Annotated in this window: 1 protein-coding gene; it reads right to left on the bottom strand. The window is 55.3% G+C overall.

The features are described from left to right. Positions 1–11 precede the first annotated feature (11 nt). Complete coding sequence (locus FHS27_RS13315) at positions 12–25,016, bottom strand: tandem-95 repeat protein (protein WP_184305407.1); 25,005 nt, start codon at positions 25,014–25,016, stop codon at positions 12–14. Positions 25,017–25,033: the final 17 nt, after the last annotated feature.

Genomic DNA, 25,033 nt, shown 5'->3' with positions numbered 1-25,033 from the left:
TCGCTGTTCTTCTATAACAGTTTTGCCATCGCCGCGTCGATCGCCGAAGGATCCGACGAGGCATCTTGGGAACCGTCGCCGTCGGATTGTGCCGTAGCGAGTCGATCGATCACATCGAGGTCGATCGATTCAGTGGATGTCGAATCGACCCACTTGTCTTCGACTTCGAACATGTCAAACGTCTCAAACACGACTTCATCGGCAGACCGTGTTTCGTCCGATGACGGTGCCGGAGCGACCAATGCGATCGGCTCACCGCTGGCGTTACCATTGGAGATAGAAGCCGACACCGATGGCGACGCAAGAACCGTTTGCGGTAGCGGTTCGCTCACGCTTCCCGACGTATCGCGACGATTCAGTTCATTGATCACTTGCAGAGCATCAATCTCTGAAATGATGCGGTTACCTGAAACGTCGAAGTAACCTGCACCGTAGCTCACGCCATCGAAGAGATAGGTATCTGGTGGAATCGGGTCGTCGGTTTCAACCGTCAAGTTGGCTGCATCCGGAATATTGCCGGCACCGTTGAAGCCGCCCGCACTCGCATAGCGGTTGAGGTGATTAATCACCAACAACGCGTCGAGGGCTGACACTTCACCGTCGTCGTTGACGTCGTACCGCAGGTCAGGGTTCTGCAATCGGCTCGAAACGACTTGGATGTTGACCGTCGCCAATCCACTGCGTCGGCCGTTGGAATCCGCAACGGTGTATTGGAACGAATCGCGTCCGGTAAATCCGGTCGCCGGTGTATACCGAACCGTGCCATCGGCCAGCGGAGTGATCGTTCCGGCAGATGGTCCCGACTCGATCACAATGCTGGTCGGGTCGATCGTGTCGGTGGTATTCGGATTGCCATCAACCTCATCAGGATCCGCATCATTATTGAGAACCCGGATGATGATCGACTCTCCTAGGTAGGCGAGCGTGTTGTCATCTTCCACCACTGGTGCAGGGTTTGGACTGATTGTTACGAGACCGCCTTCGCTGAGTGCCCCCAGGTCATCGCGAACGCTGTATTCGAACTGGTCGAATCCAGGGAAGTCCGTGAACGGCGTGTACACAATCGTTCCGTCCGTATTGATGCTGACTTCACCAAAGGCCGGCTGGCTGGTGATTTCGATCGATCCTGGAAGGATGGTGCCGTCGATGTCCTCATCGTTGGCGAGAACATCGATCGTCGTTGGGCCCGATGTGTTGAGCGTTGGCGTATCCGGGTTCAGAACGGGAGCATCGTTCACACCCGAAACGTTCACCGTGACGAGTACGCTGTTGCTCGTTCGAGCCGGCGTCACGCTTCGGCCTGCACGATCGGTGACCGCGTAACTGAACGAGTCGGCGAGCACAGGAGCCGGTGTGTTGGCATTCGGTGCACCCCGCAGTGATTGCAATTCACGTGCAGCGGCATCGATCGTCACCTCGCCGGTGTCGGGATCAACAATCCGACCGGTTGGGTTGTACGTTACGATCTGCGTGTCTGGATCGAACGTGACGAGTGCTCCACGAAGACTTCGCTGAACCAGGGGCATCGACAATCGCAATTCATCCGGATCGGCATCACCCAAATCGATGTCAACATCGTTGGCGAGTAGTACCGATGCAGGAATCTGAAGGATGTCGTCCTCGGTGGTTGGCGACAACAGATCACCAACAGGTGACGGGAAGTCGTTCACGGGCGTGACAACGATCTCCAACGTGACCGAGGAACTCTCAGCACCTTCGGAATCAAAGGCAACCACTTGCAACTGAGCAACGCCGTTGGCGTTTGCGGCCGGGGTAAAGGTCAAGATACCGGTAGTCGAAATCTTCGGCTGTCCCTCGGTTGTGAACAGAGCCGCATCGCTCGTGGATACCGGTGTGACGCGGAACTCAACCACTTGCGAGGATTCATCCGCAGGTCCTGGTGAGACGCTGGTTGCCCAGGTCGCCGTGTAAGGCCCGCGATCTTCGTTAACCGTCACGGTTCCCCCTGGCACGAACGACGGTGAGTCGTTCACAGGGTTAACGTTGATTGTGAACGTTCGGATATCCGAAGCAAACACGTCACCATTACCTTGGTTGTTCGGCCCTTCATCGAAGAGCTGTACCGTGAACGTCGCCGAGCCGTTCGCATTCGGAGCGAGCGTGTAGTTGAGCGACGCAGTTCCGTCGTTCACCGTCGCAGTTGGATCGACGGTAAAGAGGTCCGTGTCTCCACTGTCGAAGATGATTTCGAAGTAAAGAGGCTGACCGTCGGACGTCGAACTGCCGTTTTCGTCATCCGCCCCGGGAGGTCCGGCTTGGACGTTAGTGGCCCAGTTTTCAATCGTGACAACGCCACGGCCGTTACCGTCGTTCGAATCTTCGTCGCTCGTGACATCTCCCGCTCCGCTGAATTGAGGAGCGTCGTTGACCGGCAACACCTCGAACGTCACGGTACCTGAAGCAATCTGTGGCTCGTTGAGAATCGTGCCACCGGTTCCAACAGGAACCGTCACTCCGTCATCGGTTACGGTGTAGATAAAGTTATCGGGACCGACGTAGTTCTCACGCGGCGTGTAGCGGAAGTACGGACTTCCCGTCGTCGGTGTCACCAGGACGAGCGTTCCACCTTGAGCGGTCGTCACCGGAATCGGCTGAGTTAGCTGGAGCGACTGATTGCCACCAGGATTGATGTCTTCGGCTTCGTTGTCTGGCCCGACGCGGAACACGTCTAACAGACCAGGATTCGTACCGTCACCGTTGAGCAGTACATCGAACGATCCACCTTCAGACACTTCAAAACTAAGAGGATTCGTTTCAGGCGTGTTGAATTCCGGAGCGATCACTGGTCGATCGTTGACGGGCTGAACATCGATGGTCAGCGTCACAGGAATCGAGGACTGCAAATCGCCTCGAGTACTGTTGTCGCCACCGTCGTCGTTGAGCACGATTGCGAATTCAAACGTTCCGAACACATTCGCGGCCGGTTTGAACCGAAGCTGTCCTTGCAGGTTGATTGTCGGGAACACCTCAAAGAACTGCTCGAAGTCTGCTTCGTCGAACGTAAGGCTCGTTTCGGTGAAGTTCAGATTCTGACCCGTTCGCGAACTGATTTCATCGAACGCACTTTGAGCAGGACCGGCCGAAATTCCAAACGCAAACCCGTTGATGATTTGCAACGGTCCGTCTTCGGCGACTTCATACTGCAGATCCAACGTCGAGAATTCAGGTCGATCGTTGACCGGATTCAGGCTGAGCTCCACTTTCGAGGTCGCCGTACGCCGGTTCTGCACGAGGGAATTCGTGTCGAGCGAATACGTTTCGCCATCGCCAGGGTTGTCGTCACGCACCGTGTACTCGAACGCATCAACGGCGCCGGTGGCGTTGTTGAAGTCGGTCGGAGGCGTATACAGCAATCCGATCAACAGCGGACTGCCGTTGCCGTCAACTTCCGTCGTTGAGAAACGAGGAACCAAGGTTCCGCCGAGCGCCGTGCGATCGGGGAAGTTGAATAATTCGAGTTGCTGCGGTCCACCGGTTGGAACCTCGTCCGTACCGATGTCGCTCTCATTCGCTGGGCCAATATCGTAAATATCGAGGAGGCCGACTCGTGTGTAGGCACCAACGTTAACACTGCCTGCAACATCTGCGGGTAGTGCACGATCCCGATCAATCGGAATGAAGTAACTCCCCGTTTGGACTTGATCTGTTTGACCGTCGATTGGCTGAGTGTTGTCCTCACGCAGCGTGTAACGGATCGTGGCTTGATCAAGGAATCCGTCTCCATCGGTATCGAATCCGGTATCGACCGAATAGCCCTCATCGCTGTAGCGACCATCGATCGCGGCATCGCAAGTCAACGCGGCCAACTCAGCCGGAGTGAGATAATTCGGGTCGTTCGGGTCGTCCGAAACGTTGTTGACCACACATTCGGTCGTACCAGCGATGACCGGATTGATTCGAGGTGCGTCATTGACCGGACGCACATTGATTGTGACCAGTTGCGGAGTCGAAAGAACATTAGGGTCCGAGACTTCATACGCAACAATTTCGTAGACCAACTGCCCGAACTGATCCGGTGCAGGGAACACCGTCAGCGAGCCCTCCGTATCCCCAGGCGTGTAGTTGATAACGGGAGCACTACCCATGATCGACGCATCACCTGATACCAAACGTGGTGCCAAGAAATCGACCTGTTGGGTTTGAATTTCGTCAAACGCACCCGCTGGCCCGGCAAAGATCCGCGATACGAAATTCGATATTGTTGTCGACGAGTTGTTATCCCGTTCGAGTACGTTAATCGAAATCTGGCTATCGAAGGATGGAGCGTCATTCTCTGCACCCACGGTAATCGTCAAAGTACCTGATTCAGTCGAAACCATCGGCGGCAAATTGGTGACATTCGCTGGACTCGTGACAGTCGTCAAGCCGTCATCGATGATCTTGTACGTCAGCAGTTCACGCGCCGAGAACGGCAACTGTTCGTTGTAGTCCAACGGCGGCGTGTAATGAATGTTGTCGAAGTATCGCAAGAGTTGGCCATTGACCATCTCCTCTGCGATCGTGAAGCGGAAGATACCGCCCGCGTCGCTGACCAAACACGCTTCATTGGGACCACACGGGTCGAGCGTTCCGATCGATGCAGGATTGGCCGAAACCAAGGACGGGTTGTTCTGCAAGTTCAGCGTTCCACCGGCGACTCCGACTTCGATGATCCGCAGACCCGCGGTCTGTTCCGCTTCGTTGAACGGAGTTCCCAATCGCGGATCAAAGTCACCAGGTGCGGCAGGCAATTCACCCGCAACCGCTTGGTCGAGCACCTGCAAGGTCACCCGAGCGCGATCGGTAGGCAAGCCGATAGCTCCGATTTCGGCATTGGCGCCGAAGCCGATCGCTCGCAATTGTTCCTGCAATGCGATTGCGACTTCCGATGCCGTGCTCGTCGGAGCGAAGACAACCGCCACGTTGGCCCCAACCGACGGGATTCCCGACGTATTGAATTCGACGATCGTCTCGTCACCGGTTGCATCCATCACGCGAATCCGTTGACCGTCGATCAACAACGATCCGTCTGGGACAACAATGTTGGTTCCATTGATTTCGATACCGCTCGCCGCACGGTCGAGCGAAATTGTTTGTGCATCGCTCAGTCGCACGCCACCGGGAACGAACTTCCCGCCAACGCCGAGTCCTTGCAGTGCCGTCGCGAGATCGGCGAGCACTGTATCGAGTGAACCGACCGGACTGTACGCGATTGCGAGCGTGCTGCCCGGCGACGCGACACCCGTCACGTTGAACTCGATTACAAAATCCTGACCGTCGTCGTTGGTAATCGTAACCGTTTCGCCATCGATCAACTGTGCGAGCGGCGGAAGGATTAGATCTTCACCATTGAATTCGATCGCCGAAGCGGCATCGTTGATGACAACCGAAACGACATCGTTGACGGTAACATCCCATTCGACAAACGTCAGAGCGGTCGCGGAAACTTCCGAAGCGTTCGGATCGGTTGCGTCGTTCAGAGCGTCAGCCAAGCGAGCGGACAGATCGGGAACGGTGTCGACGCCAGAGTAGGAGACGAAGACGTGCGACGGATCACTCGCCGATCCGGTACCGAATTCCACAATTGTCGTGCCACCCGTGGCGTTATCGATCTGCAGTAACTCACCGTTCTGCAACAGAGCACCGATTGGCAGGATCACGTCACTACCGACGACGCGAATCGCCGACGTGCCGGTCTCCGCAGCAATCGAAGTAGCACCGTTGATTCGCACGCGGAATTCGGTTTGAGCCGTTGGTGCGGCGACGGAGCCAAACCCTTCAGCCAGCATCGCTGTTGCCAACGATTCCGCGATTTGCTGCGACGAGTCCGCTGCACTGATTGCGACCGGGATGACTCCCGCAGCAACACTACCAGTGGTTGTGAATTCAAAGATATGTTCTACACCGGTTGCATCTAGGACCACGACGCGTTCACCGTCTCCCAGATCAACACCGGAGGGGATCGTGATTATTTGCGACGCCGGGCTAACCACCAACGATGTCGGAGCGGTGATCTCATTAAGAACGTCCGCATCGTTGAACGTGACTTGGTTCCCTGCTGCCGTTCCGCCGAAGCCGACCGCTCGCAGAGCTTGTTCGAGACGTGCTGCGATGTCCGAACCGAATTCACCCGCGGTGTAGCGGACGACTCGATCAATACCTTGCGAGACAACACCCGTGGTATTGAATTCGATCGCCACGCGTTGGCCGTTGTCGGCGGACAAGATCAACACCTCTCCGTTGATCAGGTTGTCGGCATCCGGCAGCGTGACCGCAAAGTTCGAGATCTGAATTTGCGACGAGGCAGACGTTCCAGCACCGAGCAAGTCAGCCGCTGTAATTGTCAGCGGTGTGTCTTCGTTGGTTCGACGCAATCGGTCGTAGGCAACGGGAGCGTCATTAACAGGTGCGACGAAGATCGTCGCAGTAATCGTTGACGTCAGACCATTGACGGTTTGCGTTCCGCGATCGTTCGGGTCAAAGACGTCCGTGATATCAGTGCCTTCGTCGATACCACTGTCCATCACGGTGTAAACAAATGTGATTTCGCCATACACGTCCGCCGCCGGTGTGAACGTGATCATTCCGGTCGTTGGATCCAACGAAATCGATCCGCGGCTCAGTGTCTCAGGTGTGGCATCATCCATTCCCACGCCAACGACACGGATATTGCTATCGTTTCCGATCAACGGATCGGTTTCGTCGATCGCACCGACCGGTCCGGTCGAATCGTTATCGAGCAAGTAGGACGTTGGGAAAACGAGCACCGAATCTTCGGTTGGCGTCGGACGCGTCGCTGGGTTCGTAAAGAAGTTCAGATAGCGGGTGTTCGGAGCCCCGGTTTCGTCGGTCAATCCGACATAGTCGGTAACCAATTCAGGAGCGTCGTTCCGAGGTGTGACGCGAATTGTCGCGGTCGCGGTTGCTTCCGCAGCAGTAACCGGTTTCCTCAAGAACTGATTGCGCTGACCACCACTAATGAAGTACGGCGACGCACTGAGGTCGTCGGCACCCAGGTTGAGTGCATTGAGGTTGTCATTCAATTCCGTCGGCAGCACCGAAATACCATCATCCATCAAGGTGAACGTGAATTCGTCGAGCAACAATGCGTTGAGTGCTCCTACGTCACTGTTGAAATCATCCGCAGGCGTGTAAAGAACGCGGGTGATCCACTGTGGGTTGGTCGTGCTATTGAATTCAGCCACCAACGTTCCGCCACGACTCGTCGTGATAGTGTCGGTCGCACCGCCCGCGGTGATTGTTCCGTTAACGGTAGCGATCGATCGAATCAGGATCGTTTGATTCGATTCGTTTTGAGGCGATGTTGTTTGATTCGGGTCAAAGTCCGGTAGTGCGGACGAAACCAGGTCGGACGCGTCAATCACCAACGTCGGATCAGGTCCATTGCTGGTAGGTTCGAAAGTGACGAATGTTTCATCGTTGGCACGAGGATCATCGTTGTCCGGCAACACGTTGATGGTCACCGTTTCGAACTCGACATCGTCCGTATCAACACCCTCGGCATTCTGCTGTGTCGACAGACGATAGCGGAACGTGTCGACGCCGAAGAAGTCTTCAGCAGGCGTGTAGGTAAACGATCCGCTCAGGTCATCACCGGCCGCGAGGTCCACGACGAACTGTCCGCCCTGTGGCGTACGATAAACCAGTAGCGTATCGGGGAATGTCGATCCGTCATCATCAACGAGAATTCGCGGAAGATCAACAAAGTATCGAACAGGCAGGATCTGCGAGCCGAGGTTGTCGTTGGTCAACAACGTCTTGCCGTTGATATCCAGCGGCGGGTTCGATGCGCTCAGGGACGCGTCGATTCGCAACGGAGTGTCTTCCATGGCGATGAACCGATCGCCAAGACCTGACGGCAACGGAACCTCCACGCGACGAACGCTGACGAGGTAATCCTCGACTTCACCACCAATCGCGACTCCCGTTGGGCTGGTATTTCCAGAGTTACTCAAACGGACACGCATCCATGTGTCGATGTCAGCCACGTCACTCGGAGTGAAGATACTCAGTGTATTGAGGCCATCAACGACGGGCTGGTTGAACAGCACTTGCTCGGACGTCCCGACATCAAAGATACCGTTACCGTTGAAGTCGACCCAGGCGTCGATCAGACCACCACCGGTAACGAACACCTCAACGTTGGTTCCCACCGGATCAGCCGGGTTCAGGAATCCAAAGACTTGATCCGATTGCGACGAATCAAAGACTTTCCCGTTGTCTTCATAACGTCCGAAGAAGTACGCCGGTGGGTTTGCACCACCCTGATTGAACGTGATCACGGAGACACCGTCTTCATCGTCAATCGCTATCAAATTAACCTTCGCAGCGTCAGCGGAATCGATTTCCCCGAGGATGCTGCCACCAAAATCGCTCAGGCTCGACTCGATCGCATTCAATAATGCTTCGGCAACCTGTTCGGTCGTAAACGTCGTCTGAATCAGAACCGGAACGCTGCCCGGCCGTGGGTTTGCAGACGGATCGACAAACTCATAGGTTCGCGACCGATCCGCGGTGCGAAGTACCAACAGTTGCCCCGGAACGGGCACGGCGGAGAACGCAACCGACAACGACGATGGATCTGAATCATCGACTGTAAATCCGGCTGCGGACAAGACCGATTGAGTCTCGAGAGCAAACTCTCGTGCTCGAGTGCCGCCGAGCGAAGTCGAACGCAACTCGATCTGCTCCAATTCCGATGCATTGATCATCGCAGTCAAATCGGCTTCGACGTCGGTCACGTGAAGCTCAATTGCGGCCAACAACGAAGCGGCGACATCATCGACACCATCGCCGGCTGATATTTCAACCGCAACACCTGGTCCGCTCGGAGTGGATCCTGCGTTAACGAATTCAAACTCGTAATTGGTTGAAGTCGTGAAACTACCAGGGTTGGCCGGATCAGGCGTGCGAACGGTGAGAGTCATCACATCGCCGATGCGTGGAATCGCGGTAACGGTGATCCGTGCGAAAGTCGGGGTCACCACATCCGCAGCGACTGAAGTCGCACCGACCGTCAACACCATGTCGTCGGACACACCAACACCCGAACCCACGGGCTGGCCATCGGCTTCGGTGTCAACGTAACGGCCCAGGCGGCTCGATGAACTACCGGTCACAGCGTGGCGTGCGCCGTTTCCAGGAACGTAGTTCGAATCGGACGTATCCAGTCCCGGTGTTGGGCTTTGCAGAAGCGTTCCGTACTCCTGCGGTGCATCGCCGAAGTCGAATCGAACATCCGGCATGATGATCGTAAAGCGAGTTTCGTTATTCGGACGAGTCGGGTTAACCGGATTCCCCGCCAAATCGGAGATCGCGAGAATCGTTTCCGCAGTCGTCTCGACACCACCGACGCCACCTCGTGTCACAACGTCTTGAGTTCCCGCCAACAGCAACACGCCGCCGCCTGGTGAGAACACATCAACACCAATGCCTGCTTCGTTAATTGCCTGTTGCACCTTCGTCGCAACCGAAACGGCTGGGAACGAATTGCTAGGCGTGAAGTCGACCGGGATCGCCCCGCCACTGACGCCACCGATCACCAAAGCGTCGCCAACGACGGCTGCACCTGGGACAATATCGATAGTCGTGAATTCGCTATCCTGCCCTGATTCGGTCTCACCGAGAGTGATGGCCGTACCGCTGCGTTGGACGTTGAGTTCGTTTTCGAACGCGAGAGCCACGGCGGCTTCGAGTGCCTGAGCGATTTCCGTCGCATCGGCCGTCGGATCCACTACGACGGTAATGTTCGCTGACGTCAGTTGATCGTCGTTCGTAAACAAGAAGGTTTCCGTCTTGCTACCAACATTGACTGTAACGGTGGTTCCATCAATCGTGGATCCCGATTGCGTGTCCGGCACCGTCATACTGAGAGAACCAGTCACACCGGGTGTGCCGGTGAGTGACATTTGCGAGTTGAGCAGATCGATCATGTCGCCTTCGAGACCACCGACGGAGACCAAACCGTCGCCGATCGCAACCGCACCGCTCAAATCGATATTGGAACCGCGAAGTGCAGTCGCGATCGCTTGTGCAATTTGGTCAGGTGTGTCCGTGCGACTGAATTCGACACGACGTCGCGATGGTGTCTGATCCGCAGGATCAAACGAGTCGTTGGAGTCGAACTCGAACGTGATCGTTGTATCGCCACGGGTGTAGGTGAACTGGCCTCCGTCAACGATCGAATCCACCGTGCCCGTTTTAATCAAACCGGACGACACATTAGCCATATTAATGACGTGCCCCGGCAGTGAGGCCGTTGGGGGTACCGTCGTTGATTGGACCGCAGGCAACGTTCCCAATTGAATCGAGTCGTTGCCAACAGCAACCGGCGTGATGCCTAACAGGCTCGCATAGTTGATCGCCGTCGGTGAACTGCCGGCAAACTGCGTCGGATCGAGAACCCGCAGAATCGCGTCGCGAACTTCGGTGACGGTACCCGTAGCCGACAATGGGATCGCGACATTGGCACTCGCCACAGTACCGGTGGTGTTGATTTCAAACGTATAAGTCGTCAAACCGTTACGCGATGTGATCGAGAACGTATCGGTATCACGGAATCCACTCTTGGTATCTGTCACGACAAACGTATCGTTCTGTGGAACGCCGAGCGTGTAACCGCTGTCGAATTCAAGAACCGTTTCGCGGCCGGTGTCATCGGTCACGACAACCTGATCGCCATCGGCAATGGAACCGCCTGATTGCAGTTCAATGACCCGACGAACTTGGTTATTGAGCGTGATTTCATAAACGGCGTCTTGATTCCAAACACCTGCCAAAGGTGTCAAACGAATCGTGCGACTGTTCTCGCTGTAACCAAACGTGAAATCTCGATTAGGCAGCAACTGCTCGCCATTCTCAGTCATCAAGACAGTATCACCGTTGATGGTGTCGGCATCCAATCCGGTACCGGCCTCGTCAATCAACTGAATTTCGAAATACTCGACAAACTGATCCGAATTAACTAATCGCACAAACGATTGCTGAGGATCGGTATCGCCGGTCGTATTCGGATCCGTTGGCGACCCCGCCGCAAATTCATCGGGAGCGTCGAACGGATTATTGAGGACCGCGTTAGGACGTCGGAAGTCCGCACGATCGACCGCACCACGATCGATAAATGGGTTCAAACCAACACCGCCCGATGGTGAACCTGCGATACCATCAACACGAGGTTGCCCGTAGATATCGAAGTTCGGTGCCAGGATCGGTGAGGCGGCAATGCCGACTGGTTTCTTAACCGTATCGACAAATTCGCTTCGGTCACTGAGAGAGTTCAACGAATTGTCGATCAAGAGGCTTCCTGCTGCTGGCAGGTAAATTGATCGAGCTTCGTCTTGGAATACCGGATCGCCGTCTGGGATGACGATCGATGTTGAACTCAGTGGCAACGTACTATCGACACCATTGCGTGAGAAAACGTTACGTGCCGTGACAGTTTCATTAGCCTCAACCGAGTCGACGTCGATGCCAGTTCCGGCGTCCACGATCACGTTGTTCATCAACGTCGGTGCGGCGCGACCGCTGACTTCAATCCCGGTTCCCGCTGTGACAATCGTGTTATTGATAACGCGGCTAAACAGGTTCGGCGTGCCATACTCACCGTTGTCGTACGTACCACCACCAATTTGGATACCGACATTACCCGACCGCTCCACAACGTTGTTGTAAATGACCGCACCTGGAATCAGGCTCGTCGGGTTGGCATTGCGTGTTAGCCGTGCGCTGCCAGGACGCGTTGACGTATCTGCAAGAACACTTTGTGTCGGTCCTCCGAAGAGAGTCTGATTGGCATAGAACGCCTGCCCTGCTTCACCGATCACCGACGAGATACCGACGTCGGCTGAGTCGCGAATGAAGTTACCCTCGATGATCAACTGACCTTGGTCAGAAACCCGATTCTCATCGGTAATTCCGAAGTGATAGTCGACCATCAACACGTCACGTTCAGGCACTCCCGGATCGCCGGTCGGGCGAATCGACATGAAGTATTCACCGGATTCCGCATCGGTGATACTTATCGGCCCCTGACTACCTAAGTAGGCCGCTGTACTGCTAACGATGATGTCATAGTAGCCAGACTTCACTGGTGTGAATTGCAGATTCGCTCCCGCCTGCGTCTCACCAAACCCAAACGTCGGAGCACTAAAATCAGAGATTGCCGGAGAACCATCCGCACGTTGGGCGTACGCAAAATTCAATTCAGAGAACGTGAACTTCGTGCCCTGCTCCACGATCGCAACAAACGGCAACTGCAGCCCCTCACCGACTCGGAACAGCCCCGTGGTATCGACGTCAATGTCAATGCCTTTGCCTGCTTCGAGATAAACACGAATGGTGTCGATATCCTCTGTAGGATCACTACCGAGGATAGAACCGTCATCGGCACTTGTCAGATCCGGGATACCGATATCGACCGCGTCACCAATTTTACCAGTAACAAAGAGAGTGTCACCGTTGACGTAGCCCGGTACCGCCGCCTGAGCAAGTTCATTGCCATAGACCACGTAATCGACGGTGCCCGCATCGTGGTCGATCAATGAGACGCGACGACTCGTGTAGTTTCCAGCAAACGTCTCTTCGGCAACCATGTCCATCGTCAACGTCCGGCCGGAGCCTGGATTCACCAGAATGTTCGCCGAGATCAATCGACGTTGACCGTTCGCGTCGAAACGATATTCGTTGCCAAACAGTTCGACACGATTGGAACTGGAAATACCGCTATCCCGTCCGTCCCCTGTAGCTGCCGTGATCGCGAGCGAGTCTTGCGACTGCTGCGAATTGATTGCGTTGCGAATCTTTGCTGCAATCTGTGCAGCGGTATCTACAGGATCGAACACAACGGGAACGTTACCTGATCCCAACGCGACACCCGGCTGATAGCGACTATCGAATTCGAACGTCAATCGTTTCGATCCGTCATCGAGCACGAACGAATCGCCATCGACAAGGTCGACACCCGCAGGCGCGACAATCGTGACTGCTCCGTCGACGAGACGATCGTTGGTATCAAACGAACGCCCCGCAGAGAATGATTCATCGAGAGCGAGATTGATCGGGTCGTAGTCCTCCGGCACGCCGTATTCGTCAGCGGTCCGAATCTCGAGCGAATAGGCTCCGACCAGGATTTCATCTGGGAACTCGGGCTGAACGCTGTCCGCACGTGAATCAGGCGTGTAAGTAGGATCGAGAACGAAGTTCGAGTTCCCTGGCTCGTTAAAGTAATTCTCGTAGTACACCGCTTCGCCTCGTTCAGCGAAACCGACAATGATGTCGTCGATGTACACACCCGAAACTTGATTATTCGAAGCCGCGATCGTCGAGATATTCCCCGAACTGAATCCCGTCGGCAAACCAACGCCGAACGAATCTCCCGGCATGCTTGCGCCAAACAAGTCTTGGTTCAATCCAAATGTTCCCGGATCGGAAACGAACGCACTGAACAATCGGATGCGGTCTTCACCGTAAATTTTGAAGTTATCCTCAGAGGCCTCCAACGAGGCGTCCGTACCGAAAGAGTTTGAGAACAACTCTGTCCGCCCGAGACTCTCTGCAAGAGCTTGCCGTAAGCGTTCGGTGACTGCAACGGTGTCCATGGTCGCATCGACGATCACAGGCACTGCGCGTGTCGAAAACGTGTTCACGGTCGTCGAAACGGTTGCTTCAAAGCTAACAATGTTTGATGACGATCCGACGCGAATCGAAGACGCTTCGAGCACCAAAATTTCGCGCCCGGATGTTCCGAACTGCCGTGCGAATAGAGATGGGTCAATTTGAGCCAGGAAAGCATCAGCGACTTGTTGCGGACTGAAACCCGCCTCATAGTTGATCGCGAAAGGCGATACATCGGTTGCGTCGGTAGTGAAGTAGTACGTTTGCCCGTTTCCGATCGGCGCATCCTTGCGGAAAATGGTAATCGTCTCACCATCAGTAATGGCGGAGCCAGCAGGGAACGTGACCGGAATGGCGTAGGTATCCACCGTATCCGTAACCAGGAACGTAGTCGCTGGGTCGATACCGAGGAATCCATTGGCACCACGGCTTTCGATTCCAACACCGACAAAGTTAGGATCTTCAAGCAGTTCCGCGACCGAATTGATATTGATATCACGCAACTTGTCTACGATTTGAATGGCAATATCCTGCCCGGTATCACCTTCATCGAAGAAGATCTGAATACCACCATTATCCGCGACATTCGTACCGCGACGGACAAAGGTCATTTGAATCGCCCCACCGCCCCAGCCTGTCAGGGTGACCGATTCGCCCGTCTTGAGGTCAGCAGGGTCCGGGATCAACAATGAGAGAACCGGATCGAGGCGGAAATCCACTGCACTATCTGCCTGAGTTTCATCAAACCGGTTTGCAACCGTCCGAAGACGATTGGTGGTTCCATCAACTGGCACCGCAAACGCAGACAGCTTACTGAGCAACGTTAGACGAACGTCTTCTGCGGTTTCAGTACTATCAAACGCCAAAACATCCTGGTTGCCGATAATGAGCGGATCGGTCGTTCGTCGCTCACGCAGCGTCAAATTCGTCGTATTGATCAACGCGTCGAGGATCGGATCATTCAGATTGCCAACCGACAATCCGATCGTATCACGATCATTAATCTCGGAGCCTTCGGGAACGAAAACATCCAAGGCTTGAAGATCCGTTACCTGAATATTGCTACCCGCTTGAGGTGTGCTTACGGAAACAGTAGTTCCATAAATGATAATGCTATCGCCAAAGCGTCCGATATCGAGCGTCGTCGGCAACGCCTCTTCGGCTAACCGGCGTGTTAGCTCATCCAGGTTCGTATTCGCACCTGCTGTACCGTTACCGTTGTAGGTGACGACGCCTGGACCAGCACCACCACCAGCGTCGTTGAAGGTGACAGGATAAGGAGTGCCATCAACAGTGATCACCAATTGCTCGCCGTTGACCAATTGATTCGCAACAGGCAACTTGATCTGCACCGCCTCGATCGTCGTCGCCGAGAAATCATTGCCTCGCCGCGTTGCCGTAGGGTCGCTGCCCCCGGAAGCCGGAACATTTACTCGAACCACGTTGTCGGTTTGAACCGGATTAAGTCCCGGAGCAATTGCAGATAATTGGTTCGCCAAATCGATCGCTAATTCGGCACCGGTACTGAGATCGGTGAAATTGACCACGATATCGGCCGTGATGTTTGGATCCACACCGTCACCGTCATCGAAGACAACGACAATCGTGCTACCACCATTAACGATTTCAATGATCTCATCATCGTTGATATCAATTCCGTCGGCCAGAATGATCTGGTTACGCAGCGAGTTAATATCCGCCCGGTCGACAACGAGGCGTGTCGTACTCGGCGTTACCGTAGCGGTCGCACTGCGACTGATAAATACGAGGTCACCGTCGGAGTTAATCGACGCAGATCCGGCGGGCAACAACGCCAATATGCTCGCCGCAACTTCCGCCTTGGTTTCACCCGAATCGAAGACGATTTCATCGAGCGCGCCTGTCGCTTCGGTACTGCGGACGTAGGTCAATGTAAACAGCGTGCCATCCAGGTCGATTTCCAACACCTCACCTGTGGAGGCTTGATCACCCGAAGGAACAACTAAACGGGCTAGCCCCTCGCTGACAAGAACCGGATTGGACTGACCTGCTCGAATCCCTCCGTCAACTTGGATATCGGTTGCTGCAAGGAATGAGACTCGCCCGAGTCCGTTGGTGCGCGGTTGCGTTTGTCCCGGCATTGCCGCCGCGACTGCGTTCGAAATCTGATCACGACTCATGCCAGGTTGGTAACTGATCAAAACCTCCGGCCCCGTCGTCACACCGTCGCCCAGGAAGGCGATCTGATCGGCCGCACCGGCTATCGGAGCGGCAAGACCACCAAGAGCGATCAGCAATTCGGCAGCGACTTCGTCGGCGGTGTCTGTTGTTTCATATACGACTACACCAGGCCCCGTTGCCAAAGTTCCTGCAGGGTTCTGTTGCAAGAAGACAACCGACGTGCCACCCAACACACCCTGATCAAAGAACAAACTCTGGAAACTGCTGATCGATGCACCATTCGGTACGGTATAAACAACCGCATCAATAGGTGCGGTTGAAATTCCATCGTTCAATGCTGATGGATCAATATCGGTTGAGATTGCCGTAGCACCCAAGAACGCAACCGCGTTCCCTTCGACAACCACATCGACCTCGCCGAGCAGCGCATCGCGTATTGCTGAAGCGAGATCTGCGGCACTGCTTTCAAAACCATCGGCACTGAAGGTGACCGTGCCAGAGATACCTGGTCCACCGAAACCAGCGAAGCCGCCTGTGAAACCGAAATCAAGAAACTGAATCGTCGAAACTCCGCTCGGCGTCGTGACCTCGAGCAATTGCCCGTCAACGATTTCCGATCCACGCGGAATCAACATCCCAAGAGTCGGTGTGGTCGACGTCGCAACGGGGGAACCGCTACTGATTGATGACGGATCGGTCGTATTCCGGAAACGTGCAACAACCTGCGAACTGCCCAGTGCTTGGATATCAACGGCGTTCGAAATTAGGAAAGAATCACCATCATTGAGTTCACTGCCCGCCGGAAAGACGACGTCTCGGCCAACAATGTTCTCCAGAACAACACTAATGCCGTCATTACCAGTGATAACAGTTTGATCACGATCTTCTAGATCTTGCCCGGCCACGCCAACCAATTCAACACTGCCGAAATGCTGCTGCATTGCGCCAGCGGTTGAGAAATCGAATCGAATCCGAACATTGCTGCTACCAGCAAGCGGTGACAGGTCGGCACGTACTTGACGCCATTGATCCGCCCCATTGTCATCAAAGATCGTTTGAACAGCGATTCCCGTAGTGGCGTAATCTTCGTATTCATCGGCAGGCGCCAACTGCTTGTAATCATCGTTTGTCGCCAACAACACCCAATTGCCATCGTCGCCGGCGCCGAATACCCGGAAGCTATCCCGCTGCGCCCGCCCGGGAGCGTAATCGTCGTTGTCTTCAACCTCGATGTTGTAGGTGAAGTAGAGCGTCGGCTTATCCGCCGCGGAGTATTCTCGCAGATCAAACGGTTCCGAAATCGCGCTACCGTGACTTCCACCGGGCGCCAGCTCTCCCAGCGCATCTCCATCGGCACGTGAAAGAGTATTGGTTGCCTTCGAGTTCCCGCCATCAATTTCGAACCCAAAGTACAGGCTGTTGCCTCCTGTTGTCCCAATTCTCGATTGATCATATGGGACCTCTTGTCCGTGTCCAACATCATCAAAACGATCATTCGTTGAGTGCCACGGGTTGACTTCCAGATTGCTGAACGCAATTCCGATCGGGGTTCGCCCAACAGACGCTCCGGTGATCAGACTAAGCTCAACCGCAAAGCGTCCGTCAAGGAAGACGCGAGCGGGTTCAGTGGACAGAGTTCCGTCGTCTGCTTCAACCAACGTAAAGGCATACAGCCATCCATCAGTAGTCGTTGCAAACAGAGTTTGTCGATATGCCTGTCCCTCGACGGCTTGAGGACCAAACGTCACGCTGCTGAATATCGGTGTTGCTACATTGTGCCCAGGATGTGGCGCCACAGTCCCATAGAATTGGGTCGGAATCACTCGACCGTAACCCGCAGCTTCACTGTTCAATGGCGCGTCGATATTGTCGTTCGGGCTGAACACGTGAATGCCACCCGCGTCCGTCGTCGCAACGAGTTGATTGAAGTTGTCAGGGAAGGCTGCCATTCCCGTAATGAACCCGCCGTCCGCTCCGCGGGACGTATCAAAACGTCCCGTATCTACGATTCCGAATTCAATTTCATCCGAAGCGGGGCCATACGAGGTGTCGTAGGGAACACCGTCGGCAAAGTTGCGATCGGCATTGTTGTTGGTGCTTCCTAGCGACGTGATCTCACCATTAATCGTTGCGGCCGAGTAGACGATATTGTTCCGCAACAGAGTTGGAACCTCGCCGGCACGCCCACCATTATCACGGTTACCAACAACCCAGAAACGCTCATTTCCATTGACCGCCGAAGTATTAATCGACGAGTTTCCACTGGCACGTGGGAATGCGAGCGCGGTGACCAACAATTGAGCATTTGCGTCCGCTTCGACCGCACCGCCTGCCTCATTGTTTCGCGAGAACGCGATCCCGTCATCACCATCATTCGTGGACGCCCCATTGACCGGCGAGATATTGAGGTAGTTACCCGTGTTGCCGTTGTTGGGTTGGTTCGGCGGTAAGTTGTATGTATACAACTCGCCGTCATCTCGAATCGCCATGCTCGCCGTTGAAGGCCCGAATTGGCCGATCAAACGTTCCATCGTTCCTGTGAACGGGTTGAAACTCGCCAGCGACGTCGCATTGTTCCCCGAGATACCACCTTGGTATGAAACGAACAATCGAATGTCATCGAGCGTGTACGGAACCGGCGACGCCGCACTGAACGCGGGTTCGATGACAGGTCGTTCGGCAGTGTCGTCGATGAATCGGCCATCGACTTCAATAATCGATTCAAACGAGTCTCGCGAAAGCGGCCGGACTGAGTTCAACGGCCTCAATCGGACGTTGGGCTCGGTAGCATTTTCAGAAAAGAACTGATCGAGAACCGCGGGGACGACTGCCTCACTGCTGACGGCCACATAGTAGGTCCCTTCAGGCAGTTCGACAGGGCCAATATAGGCATCCGACGTTCCCGCTGATCCACCGCTGAGGTTAGCCATGTCGACGCCCTGCAGCGGACGACCTTGATCATCGGTCACATTGCTATCGCGGCTAACGAGAATCAAGCGCCCTTGTGAATCATAAACTGAAAGGATCGTGTTAACGCGTGCCAACTCGTCCGCATAGTCGATATCAAACGTCGTGGAGACAAATCGGTTTTCACTATCAAACGTATCAGGAGCAATCTGTTGGGCGAACAGATCGACTTGGTAGACGTCCACATCTTCGAGACGCTCGTTAAGCAACGATGAGTACAACTGAGGGTTCGATAGACTGTTGTTTAGGTTACCGATTTCACCGGTTACCACCAACGAACCGCGGTCCGACGTCAACAGGTTGCCGAGCGGCTGAGCGGTGTTTATCGAACCGTCGAGACGCGTATCCACTGCCTCGCGAGTTTGCTCATCACCGCTATTGCGATCACCCGGGGTTGGGTCGATGTAGATAACTTCTTCACCGACATCGCCCGTCAGAGGACTGTGTATCGCAGCACCGGCGACGTCGATTGCCGTCGTCGCGTACCGGATATCGGCTCCGCGAATGGTGGAACCGGCAACTTCGTCCACTGCGCTGAGTCGCAGCCCTAGTTCATATTGCCCCTGCGTTTCGCTATTGGCGCTTCGAACACGCACGTAGTAAGTCGAGTCTTTGCCGACATCACCTGGTAAAACGACACGCATGCCCGCATCAAAGACGTTCGGCGATTCAACGTTGCCACTGGCTAGTCCCGTCGGTAACGATCGCACGTCGTTCAGCGAAATGCCTTGCGACAAGGCTTCGTTAACGAAGATGGACTCGTTTCCGATCGCTTCGGCGAGTGAATTATCGCTGCGGGCGATGACCTCGCCTCCCACCGTCACAAGCTCGATGATCGTATCGAGTCCGGTCGAGGTTTCATCAATGTCGAAGTAAACCGCGGTGCCGCCTTTGGCCGAAAAACGGTAGGTATCGATATCTTGATCCGCTGCCAACGTTCCGCGAACGGTGATCCCCAATCGGAGATTTTCGTCGCCGGCATACTCTCCCTCAGCAAGTGCACCAATGATCTGTGCATTCTCAGGTGCGAGGTTCGTTGCGATGGCTCCGGCTTCGCTTCGCTCACTCTCATACACATAAGCAACGTTGCGGTCATTCGCATATGATTGCAGTTGCAAACCGATCCAATCGCCTGCCGCCGCCGTGACGATCTCATTGCCGTTGGCATCCAGCGGCAAACCGCTGTTATTCGTGTCGCGTTGCGACAGTCCGTCAGGCGTAAAGCCTGCACCGATAGAACTGTCGTTCAAACTGGTCATCACAACCGGAAATCCGGGTGAGCCGAGAACTTGCAGCGTGCCACCAATCCGGTCATCGATATCGAGCGGGCGACCGCCACCGACGAGAGTTCCCTCAGGACCAAATTTCACGACCAAAGATTGATCTGCTTCACTTCGCAGACGCAACGCGCCGTAGTAGTGATGTGTCAACGAGAAGATCGGGCCTTCAACCACGTGAACGATGTCGGTGTCGTCCCAGACGCTATCCGTCGTCACGATTTCACTGCGGACACGCATCCCGTTGATCTCATTGTTACTGAGCTGATTATCAGCCAACAACGGGCCCTGGTTGTCCAGACGGGTCACAAAACGGTCGATCATTCCCGTCGAACGTCCGGCATCCGTCACACCTTGGAACGCGAGGGCGTCCGGGTTGATGCTGATCGCGGCGCCTTCACCATCAGAGATCACGTTCCCAATCAGAACGGGCTGCGCACCACGAACAAAGATGGTCGATGAATCGTTAAAACCGCGACCAACGCGAGGATCAAACGGATCCTGAATCTCGGATTTCCCGTCTGCGTTGTTGACGAAGATCGAGTTCACGACCCGCACGTCAGCCTGCAAAATCTCCAACGCATTAAAGTTGGAAAGACCACCTTCGATCGGTGCTTCACCACCACCATAGCGAACGTCGACATGATCGAGACTTCCCGTCGAACCTTGACGGAGCATGATCCCGCCCCAATCCCCAGCAGCACCTTCACTCGCTCCATCGTTGTTGGTGTCGAATGTTCCGCCAACGCCATACTCGTCATCATTGCGAGACGTGAAAACGATTGGTTTGGAACTGGTGCCCTCGGCATAGAAGTCCGCACCGAAATTCACTTCGATCCGCGCGTTATCCATCTTGATGATCACATCAGGATCGATCGTTAGTCGCGCGTCGTAGCGAGGCAGTAATTTTGTGCCGCCGTCGGCTTGGTCGCCCAAGTTGCGTCCTAAGAACGTGCCGTCACCGAACTGGCTACGTCCGTCATCAAACAATTCAGTCTCACCCAACCGCAGTTCTGCGATCAGTGTGTAGTCGCCCGACGCAGGATCCAATCGATACACATTGGTCCCGATGAACTCCGAAGGAGCAACGGGCAGGTTCTCCAAGAAAATTGCGCCGTCTTGCCCCGATACGACCATCGTCGTGGGCGCACTCGCGCGGGTCTCGCCACCGAACGCATCTTCAAACGTAATTCGATAGTCGTAGACCCGATCCCGTTCGAGCTGCCCCGAACCATCGAAACCAGTCACGGTCACGCTGCCGGCGTCAGGTGCAGCAACGATATTGGGGGCGCCAGCCCTCGTTTGTCCGGAGTCCACGATCGACCTGCTCGATCGGTCGAGACGCTCGACCAATTCATACGTCACCACGCCACCGACGACGGTACCGCGATAAAGGTTGCGTCCAGCAAACTCGCTCGACGCAATCGGCAAGTTCTGCAGAGTGATCGCACCGCTTCCGATGAGTGTGCGACGACTGGTTGGCAAACTGACCAAAGACTCGTTGCCCTCGGTAGTCACGAACGTCAAAACGTATTCGTACTCTCCCGCCGCGAGATCTCCGGTCGACGAAGAGGTAAACGTCACGTTGCGAACATCGGGACGATCTTGGAGCAGCAACGGTCCGCCGGGTGAACCGGCGACAGTTAGAACTTGGCTGATCGAGTGGACGATATCGGTATCATCGAATCGGCCGCTCACCGTGAGTTCTTCCAACTCACCAGCGGCGGGCGTATCCACGCGAACGAATAACCCGTTGATCGAGTTGCCCGTCAGAACATTTCCGGAGATTTCGGGACCGACACGGTCGTAGTCACTCGTGAACGGCGCACCCACTTGGTAACGAGGCGAGTGAAAATTGTCTTCCCGGAAACTGTTCGGGTCCGCACTAATGGCGGCGCTAGCACCGAACGAAATGTTGTTATAGATCAACGTGGGACGACTCTCGTCCAGTTGGATCGGGGAGACCGGTGTTTCACGCACTCCCGTACGACCACCGCCGTATCGGATATCGGCGTGCGAAACGTAGTCTAGGAAAATCCCATCATTTTCCCAGTTGCCACGGCCTTCGGCGTTATCGATATCATTTCGGAACTCGATACCGGCCCAGTGACCAGCGGCGGGATTCGTTTGCAACGAGTTCGTGTCGAAACCAACCGTTTGATCATCGTAGCTGGTGAAGACAACCGATGATTCCGGCGTTCCGAGAACCTGCAACGAAGCCAATGAACGATCTTCGTCGACCGATTCACTACCAACAACAATTTTTGAATCCCGCAGTTTCAACAGCGCACCCGCGTCGATCATCACGGTAACGTTTTGAGGAATCTCAAACGTTTCGCCGTCTGAAAGTACGGCATTGCTGCTGCCGCCGCGTCCGAATTCGTAGGCACGGTTGTCGGCTTGCGCGAGCTGTGCCTCGTCAATGTTCGGTGTCCCAGGATCGTCGACAGCCGTTACCAAACCGTCCGCACCCGCCGAAGGCAACAATCGCACGAGATCGCCAGGTCGGGCAGCCGAAAGAGCACGAGAAACCGTTCGATACGGCGCATCCAAACTTCCGTCGCCGGCGTCGTTTCCGTCCGCGTCTTTGACGACAAAAATCGTACGTGGCGTGGTCGCTGCCGAATCATCCGGTGCTACCTTAAACCAGAAATTGAAATCACCCCCGGCTTCACCGTCCGCGTCGCCATCGAGACGTGTTCCCTGAGCGTCAACCAATGCGTTGGTCCCGGCAACTCCGATAGCGGAGTCAAACGTCATGCGTAGTTCATAGTCGCCCTCACTTCGACCATCGTTTGCCGTTCCAGCCTGTTCGCCGTCGTAGGAATCGTTGCCCTTGCTGCTCACGCCGACAATGTAATCACCCGCCGTCAGATCAACCCGCAAGAAAGAGTCGTCACCATAGGAATCATCGTTACGTGCGATCAGTTCAAAATTGGAACTGCCTCCGGTTCCCGCCGTCACCCGGTAGAGCTGAATCGTCGTATCGAGCAGACTGGTGCTGGTGAGTCGCTGCGCAAACGTCTCCAGTGACAAACGCCCTAGAATCGCATCGTCGGCGACGTTCTCATCGGCAGGTGCCTCTACAGCGAACGAGTAGAAGTCCACGTCGCTGCTCTCGGGACGATGCAACGCCTGGCCGATCGTGATGTCGCTCTGACTCAGGAAATCTGGCTCGCTCGGCAGTGACGGGAATCCCGCAATGTCAGCCCGTTGGCCGCCGTTGGTTCCGTCGCTAAAGTTGCCGTCGTTGCTGTAGATCTCACTGTTGGGTTCATCGGGGCTGCTACCACCGGCGGCAACGCCATCGGGCAATTCGAAGAGATTACCGATCCCGAGTAGGTTCCCAACGCCACGCAGTGCCTCGACAAACCAACTCGGTCGGTCGTCGGGCGACAAACCGTAACCGTCGTACCATCCCTCATCGGCCTCAAGAACGAGCACGCCTCGCGAAGGGTCGCGTTCGTTAACACGATACAAACTGTATGGAGTGCCTTCACCAGCACCGGTGTCGGCCGTTTCTTGGATCGCTCGCAAGTCACCAGTAACGATTTGCAAACCGGAGTCCTGCGTCTCAACAAACTTCACACCGAGATGCTGTTCGTAGAGGTCGAAAATTTCCCGAGCACGTTGTTTCTGTGCCGCCGTGATGGCAGTATCGAGCGAGCGACCTTGAGCATCGTTGCCGTAAATGGTGGCAAAGTTATACGGGAACACATTGATCCCCGTTGTGGTGTCAATGCGTCCGACCATGCTCGCATCGCGGCGATAATCGCGCGACCCCGGAGCCTCATAGGCACCTGGCCATGGCGGAACATAAGTCCCTGTGTTCTGAATCGAACCACCCTGCACCAAGACACTTTGAATTCCGCCCGCAGGATCAAAACGGATTTCTTCTGTCTTAACCGTCGGAGTCGGTCCGGCTACGGTTTCATCGACAACCACGACACCGCTGTTGCTGAACGTGTCGTTGGACGGCACCGTCGTGGGATTGCCGCTCTGATCGAGAACCTGTGTTCCCTCACCTGGAACCTGCAACACGGTGGGCGCATCAGGAAGCGAATCGCCGCTACCGACACGCAATCGGAACGTGCCGACGCCTTCCGCGTTTCCGGTCAAATTAGACAGATCATCAGAGAACTGCAAAATCGCCAACGCCTGCGTCGGATCATAGATCACTGTCGTGGGCGTCAGTCTTAAATCATCACTGTTGTCGACCGTGTCTTGGGTCATGAACAACTGATAGAACTCGGGACGAACCACCGGAAGCGTTGACGTCGTTTGTCCCGCCCCTGGAGTCGCACTGTTCGTGATCGTTCCCGCGCTCGGGTTTGACAACGGATCACGATTGAAGAAAACGTGAACCTCGTTGCGAGCCTGTGTTCGGTTCCCCGCAGGCCCCGAGATTGGCTGTGGCACCACGGCAACAACCCGCGGACCGACTTCGACTTCGAAATCGATGTTCAGTGAAGGCGTGGCGGAACTGACCTGATCAGCGGGCAGGATTGCGTTGCCGTTGGTGTCACGCAGGGCCGTGATGTTGGTGTTGATCGAACCGCCGTTGACGAACACGTCGTTGTTATTGACGTCGTCATAACCGGCGATTTGGATCCGGTAACGGTCGTCCGGCAACGCTTCGACGAAACGCGAAACGACCACTCGGTCTCCCACTTCGTCATCGGCAAATCCTTGGAAGCCGGGTTGAATCAAAAATTCGTTCCCGTCTTCAAAGGTTCCGTCCCCACCGGAACCGATGATGCGAATGCCACCGAGTGTGTTCTGGTCGAGCCTTGATGTGCCGTCGAACCGGAACGTGAGTTCGCGTGGTGCCGAATCGAGTCGGTTCTCCGCGCTCGTCCCGTCCAGCCGGATTTGGGAATCCGCCCCCGCCTCGACGCTGACCAGTCGCGGCCCGCTGATGATTTCAGCAGCGAGCAATTCACGCCGTTCAAGAGTTTGGTGCTGCAACCGACGTGACATATCGGAAGGTTTACGAC

The sequence above is a fragment of the Aporhodopirellula rubra genome (assembly GCF_014192335.1).
Taxonomy (GTDB): Bacteria; Planctomycetota; Planctomycetia; order Pirellulales; family Pirellulaceae; genus Rhodopirellula; species Rhodopirellula rubra.
This window is presented reverse-complemented; position numbering and strand designations above follow the sequence as displayed.